This is a genomic window from Rhizobium sp. UBA1881, assembly GCF_002338015.1.
Lineage (GTDB): Bacteria > Pseudomonadota > Alphaproteobacteria > Rhizobiales > Rhizobiaceae > Rhizobium.
Genome location: NZ_DDHH01000021.1, coordinates 1 through 5,013, shown reverse-complemented (window position 1 = coordinate 5,013; position 5,013 = coordinate 1). Strand labels below are relative to the sequence as shown.

The 5,013-nt window shown below is 62.2% G+C and carries 7 protein-coding genes and 1 riboswitch; of the genes, 2 read left to right on the top strand and 5 right to left on the bottom strand.

What is annotated here, in order from left to right:
* Positions 1-102: 102 nt before the first annotated feature.
* The 5 genes from B3605_RS01960 to B3605_RS01940 all read right to left on the bottom strand — a co-directional run bounded on the left by B3605_RS01960 (position 103) and on the right by B3605_RS01940 (position 3,277).
* On the bottom strand, positions 103-897 hold the full coding sequence (locus tag B3605_RS01960; protein ID WP_112945861.1) for an ATP12 family chaperone protein: 795 nt from the start codon (positions 895-897) through the stop codon (positions 103-105).
* An 8-nt stretch (positions 898-905) separates the two neighbouring features.
* Positions 906-1,559 carry an HAD-IA family hydrolase gene (locus B3605_RS01955; protein ID WP_112945871.1) on the bottom strand — a complete coding sequence of 218 codons (654 nt, stop codon included), beginning with the start codon at positions 1,557-1,559 and terminating at the stop codon, positions 906-908.
* An 8-nt stretch (positions 1,560-1,567) separates the two neighbouring features.
* On the bottom strand, positions 1,568-2,560 hold the full coding sequence (locus B3605_RS01950) for an RluA family pseudouridine synthase (RefSeq protein WP_112945862.1): 993 nt from the start codon (positions 2,558-2,560) through the stop codon (positions 1,568-1,570).
* A gap of 112 nt (positions 2,561-2,672) precedes the next feature.
* The gene (gene crcB, locus B3605_RS01945) at positions 2,673-3,050 is read right to left on the bottom strand and encodes a fluoride efflux transporter CrcB (protein WP_112945863.1); all 378 of its coding nucleotides are present in this window, start codon (positions 3,048-3,050) and stop codon (positions 2,673-2,675) included.
* 68 nt (positions 3,051-3,118) lie between these two features.
* Positions 3,119-3,277 (bottom strand): hypothetical protein, encoded by a 159-nt coding sequence (locus tag B3605_RS01940; RefSeq protein WP_162725093.1) that lies wholly within the window; start codon positions 3,275-3,277, stop codon positions 3,119-3,121.
* A 202-nt stretch (positions 3,278-3,479) separates the two neighbouring features.
* On the opposite strand from B3605_RS01940, the gene B3605_RS01935 reads away from it, so the two are divergent.
* Positions 3,480-3,749, top strand: coding sequence for a hypothetical protein (locus tag B3605_RS01935; RefSeq protein ID WP_018902329.1), 270 nt, complete (start codon positions 3,480-3,482; stop codon positions 3,747-3,749).
* 113 nt (positions 3,750-3,862) lie between these two features.
* Positions 3,863-3,954: riboswitch (glycine riboswitch) on the top strand.
* 152 nt (positions 3,955-4,106) lie between these two features.
* A partial coding sequence (gene gcvT, locus B3605_RS01930) for a glycine cleavage system aminomethyltransferase GcvT (protein ID WP_296431901.1) occupies positions 4,107-5,013 on the top strand: 907 nt, incomplete at its 3' end.

The following is a 5,013-nucleotide window of genomic DNA, read 5'->3' as shown; positions in this document are numbered from 1 at the left end:
AACCTTGGAAATAACCGACTGAAACATATTCATGACGAAAAACCGCGTCCACCCCATTAAGAGTCGCGATCTTCGCCATAAAGACGGTCATGGCAATCTATTTCAGCCCTTTAGTGCCAAAAAAGCACGCGTGGCCGCCAGAAAATCGATGAAACGCAGCGCCCGGCGTTCTTCCGCCTCTTCGTCGCTGCCCCAGTGCTCGATCGTCCAGTCTTCTTCGAGATGCGCGAGCGACCACACCTCGTTTTCGTCGAGCTCGCCTTCGGCAAAAGCCAGCGCCAGAAGTGCCGATCCCGTCAGCGTCGTGATCGTGTGCAGCACGGCAAGCGCGATCGCATTGTCATGCTTGCGAAGCGCCGCCGAAAACGCCGCAATCGCGCTCTGCGGCTGCTGCTGGTGCACGATGCCCTCGGCGAGGATAAAGCGTGCGCCGAGCGTATTCGACGCCCAGTCGAGCACCGGATCCCAGAGCTTCGTCTGCCGCGCCACCAGCTCTTCCGGCCCTTCGGCCCGGTAGCAGAGCATGTCGGTGCCGGAAAAGCGCAGGATGTCTTCGAACACCGCCTGCGTGTCGGTCGAAACGCCATCGATCGCCGTGTTGATCAGCTTGGTCAACGGCATGGAGCCTGGATCGATCTCGTCGCCCTGCGCCTTCCACTCGTCCGCCATCAGCTCGGCAAGCTTGCGCGTCGGCGCAGCCAAGAGATTGCGGGCCGGCGTGCGCACAGCCTTGCCGTCGAGCTCGACGACGAAGCCGGCTTCGGTGCCTTGGGCCTCGCCCACCGACACGTCCTTGTAAAAACGCTTCGGCAGCGGCTTCTTCATCTGGATCTGCGCGCGGCGGATCGGATCGGGATGGCTCAGCCCCTCGGACAGGTCGTTCAACAGATCACGCATGGCTCACCTCAGGAAAAATGCTTCAGTATATCGGCCGGATGGTAGGCGATCGTATCGGCGCCGGCCGCGACAAGGTCTTCGACGCTTGCATAGCCCCAGGACACGCCGATCGCCGTGGCGCCCGCAGCCTTTGCCATCTGCATATCGTAAATCGCGTCGCCGATGACAATGGTATCGCCGGGATTCATCCCCGTTTCGCTGCAGCATTCCGTCACCATGGCCGGATGCGGCTTCGACGGGCAATCGTCGGCGGTGCGCGACACGATGAAATCGCGGGAAAAGCCATGCGTCTCCAGAACATGCACCAGCCCGCGACGCGACTTGCCGGTGACAGCGCCGATCAGCACCTCGTCCTTTTCCGCCAGCGTGCGGATCAGCTCACTGATGCCATCAAACAGCGGCACGTCGACGCCGGCTTCGGCGCGCACATCGGCGTAGATCGCCTTGTAATGCGCCGTCATCGCCACGGCCTCGTCGTCCACATGCGGCTTGCCCTGCATGCGGGCGATGGCGATGTCGAGCGTCAGGCCGATGATCGCCTTGGTCTGCGAGAGTTCGGGCCGGTCATGGCCGAAGTGCACGAAGGTGCGCGCCATCACCTCATGGATCAGCGCGGCGCTATCGACAAGCGTGCCGTCGCAATCGAACAATGCCAGTTTCATTCCCGAATTCATTCAAAGTCTTCCCGGTCAGCCTCAGCCAGATCGAGACCGAGCAGGTTCCAGGTCTGGACCATGTGCGGCGGCAGCGGCGCGGTCACCCGCAGGCGCCCGCCATTCGGATGCGGAATGTCGATCTTGCGCGCATGCAGATGCAGCCGCTTCTGGATACCGCCGGGGAAATCCCAGTTGTGGTCGTCGTCGAAATATTTGGGGTCACCAATGATCGGATGACCGATATGCAGCGCGTGGACGCGCAGCTGGTGGGTGCGGCCGGTATAAGGCTCCATCTCCAGCCAGGCGAGGTTCTGCGCCGCGGTCTCGCGCACCTTGTAATAGGAGATCGCGTGGTCGGCGCCCTCCTCGCCGTGCTTGCAGACCCGCATACGGTCACCGTCAGGCGTCTGTTCCTTCACCAGCCAGGTCGAGATCTTGTCCTCATGCTTGCGCGGCACGCCCTTGACCAGCGACCAGTAGGTCTTCTTGGTGTCGCGTTCGCGAAACGCCGCCGTCAGCTTCTGCGCGGCACCGCGCGTACGGGCAATGACCAGCACGCCGGAGGTGTCGCGGTCGAGACGGTGCACCAGCCGCGGCTTCTCGCCCTTCGGGCTCGTCCAGGCCTCCAGCATCTTGTCGATGTTGCGCGTCACGCCGGAACCGCCCTGCACGGCAAGGCCGGCCGGCTTGTTGAGCACGATCACCTTCTCGTCCTCATGCAGCACCATGCGCTGCAACAATTCGTAGTCGCCGCCGTGCTTCAGATCGTGGCTGGCGATTGGCCCAGCCTTCTTGGCGTCGACATCGAGCGGCGGCACGCGGACCACCTGCCCCGGCTGCACGCGCGCATCGGTCTTCACGCGACCGCCATCGACACGCACCTGGCCGGAGCGCATCAGCTTCTGCAGCGGACCGAATCCGAGGCCGGGATAGTGGATCTTGAACCAACGATCGAGGCGCATGCCCGCCTCGTCGGCTTCGACGGTAATATGTTCAATGCCAGCCATGTCTGTACTTTCGGAAAGAGTTGCCGGCACCAGGCGCGGCCTTTGCCGCTGGCTTTAGAGCATTTTACGCAAAAACGGAAACCTGAATCTCAGAGGACGTCAGATCCCCCTCTCAGATCAACGCGCGCATGATCGCAAGCCCCGCGAAAACCGCCGCCATCGACAGCCCGACGCTCGCCACCATATAGACCGCCGCGGAGACCATCGCCCCGCGCTCCATCAGCGAGATCGCATCCAGCGAAAAGGCGGAGAATGTGGTGAAGCCACCGAGAAAGCCCGTGATCAGCAAAAGCCGCAATTCGTTCGATGCATTGAACCGCCGCGCGATCAGCTCCGCGAAGACGCCGATGACGAAACACCCCACAACATTGACAACAAGCGTCCCCCACGGAAAGTTCGGGCCCATCAGCCGCAACGACCACTGGCCGACAAAATAGCGAAGTACGGAGCCTATGGCGCCGCCTACAGCGACGAGAAGAGCCTGGATCATGGCATCTGTGTAGCGCAGGCCCGATGCGTTGCCAATTGACGGCTAAGGATACGGTTCACCCCGCCGCCTCAATAGCTGCAGGGCCGGTCATTGTCGAAGCCATAGGCGCAAGCCGAGTTCAGCGGCATGCGGGCATCGCGGCTTTGCTCCGTCGAGGTGCAGGCCGTAGTGACGAAGGCAGTGACGACAAGCGCACCAGCCAAGGCAAGCGAGTGAAAGCGGCGCATCTGAACTCCTCCTTTGAAGGACCGGCACTATTCTGTTGTTGAGTAATGCAAGAAGTAACGAGGCAATGAGACAGATATAGAGGCGCACTACATTTGCACTATAGCGTAAAAACTCAAATCCGGCGCAAGAACCAGCACAAAAGGTAATATTTTAGCGATGTTCTTAGCGGCGCGGGAAGGTCCGCCGTCCTAAATCTGTCACATGACAGTTCTGGTTGGTTCCATTTCGGCAAGTACGGCGGCCGCGGCGTTTGAAGCGCTGCGCATTCCCCCGCGCGTCTCCGCCAGCACCGCCGCCAAGGATGCTCGCAAGGTGGCCGACATCAAGCGCCGGACCGATGCCGGCCAGGACACCGATGAATCCGCCGCCGTCATCAACTCCACCGAAGTCGCGCTCGACCTGATGACCATGGGCCAGCGCCAGCCGCAGGCCGCCCTGCAGCAAGCTCTCAAGCTTTACGAAGAAGACTGAGGCCACCCGTCCCGATCGATCCGAAATTCGACCGGCGAAGAAGCCCGCGACAAAAAATTGCTCGCTGGCGACATTCCCCCTTGCCAAGCACCGCCATCGCCAGATAATTGCGCTCAACCTTGTTGGGAGAAGCCGGCTCGTCGCAGCCGGTGCCGAAGGAGCAACCGCCCCGGAAACTCTCAGGCAAAAGGACCAGCAAGGGGCAGACGGAACTCTGGAGAGACGCGTTCTTAAAAACGTGCGCCGAAGGGATAACAATCTCAGGCAAACAGACAGAGGGGGCTCGAAACAAGGCGCAACCGCGCCCGAATATTTGAGCCCGCGCATGGAACCCACGCGCAAACACCGGAGGCGTCCTTGGACGATACTGCTGCCCTGAAGAAAACCCCGCTGCATGACCTGCATCTGTCGCTCGGCGCCCGCATGGTGCCCTTCGCGGGCTATGACATGCCGGTGCAATATCCGGCCGGCGTCATGAAGGAACATCTGCAGACCCGCGCAGCCGCCGGTCTCTTCGATGTGTCCCACATGGGCCAGGTCGTCATCAAGGCGAAGTCGGGCAAGTATGAGGACGTCGCACTCGCGCTCGAAAGCCTCGTTCCCGTCGATATCCTCGGGCTGGCCGAAGGACGCCAGCGCTACGGTTTCTTCACCGATGAAAACGGCGGCATCCTCGACGACCTGATGATCACCCATCTCGACGACCACCTCTTCGTCGTCGTCAACGCCGCCTGCAAGGATGCCGACGTCGCGCACCTTCAGAAGCATCTTTCCGACACCTGCGACATCACCGTGCTGGACCGCGCGCTGATCGCGCTGCAGGGTCCGCGCGCCGTCGAGGCTTTGGCCGAACTCTGGGCCGATGTCGCCGCCATGAAGTTCATGGACGTGCGCCACTGCCGCCTGCACGACGTCTCCTGTCTCGTCTCGCGCTCCGGCTACAGCGGCGAGGATGGCTACGAGATCTCGATCCCCTCGGACATGGCCGTCGATGTCACCAAGCGGTTGCTCGAGCATCCCGACGTCGAGCCGATCGGCCTCGGCGCCCGCGACAGCCTGCGCCTCGAAGCCGGCCTCTGCCTTTACGGCAACGACATCGACACCACCACAACCCCCGTCGAGGCAGCCCTCGTCTGGGCCATCCAGAAGGCCCGCAAATCAGGCGGCGCCCGCGCCGGCGGCTTCCCCGGCGCTGAGCGCATCCTCTTAGAACTCGACAACGGCGCCACCCGCCGCCGCGCCGGCCTGAAGCCCGACGGCAAGG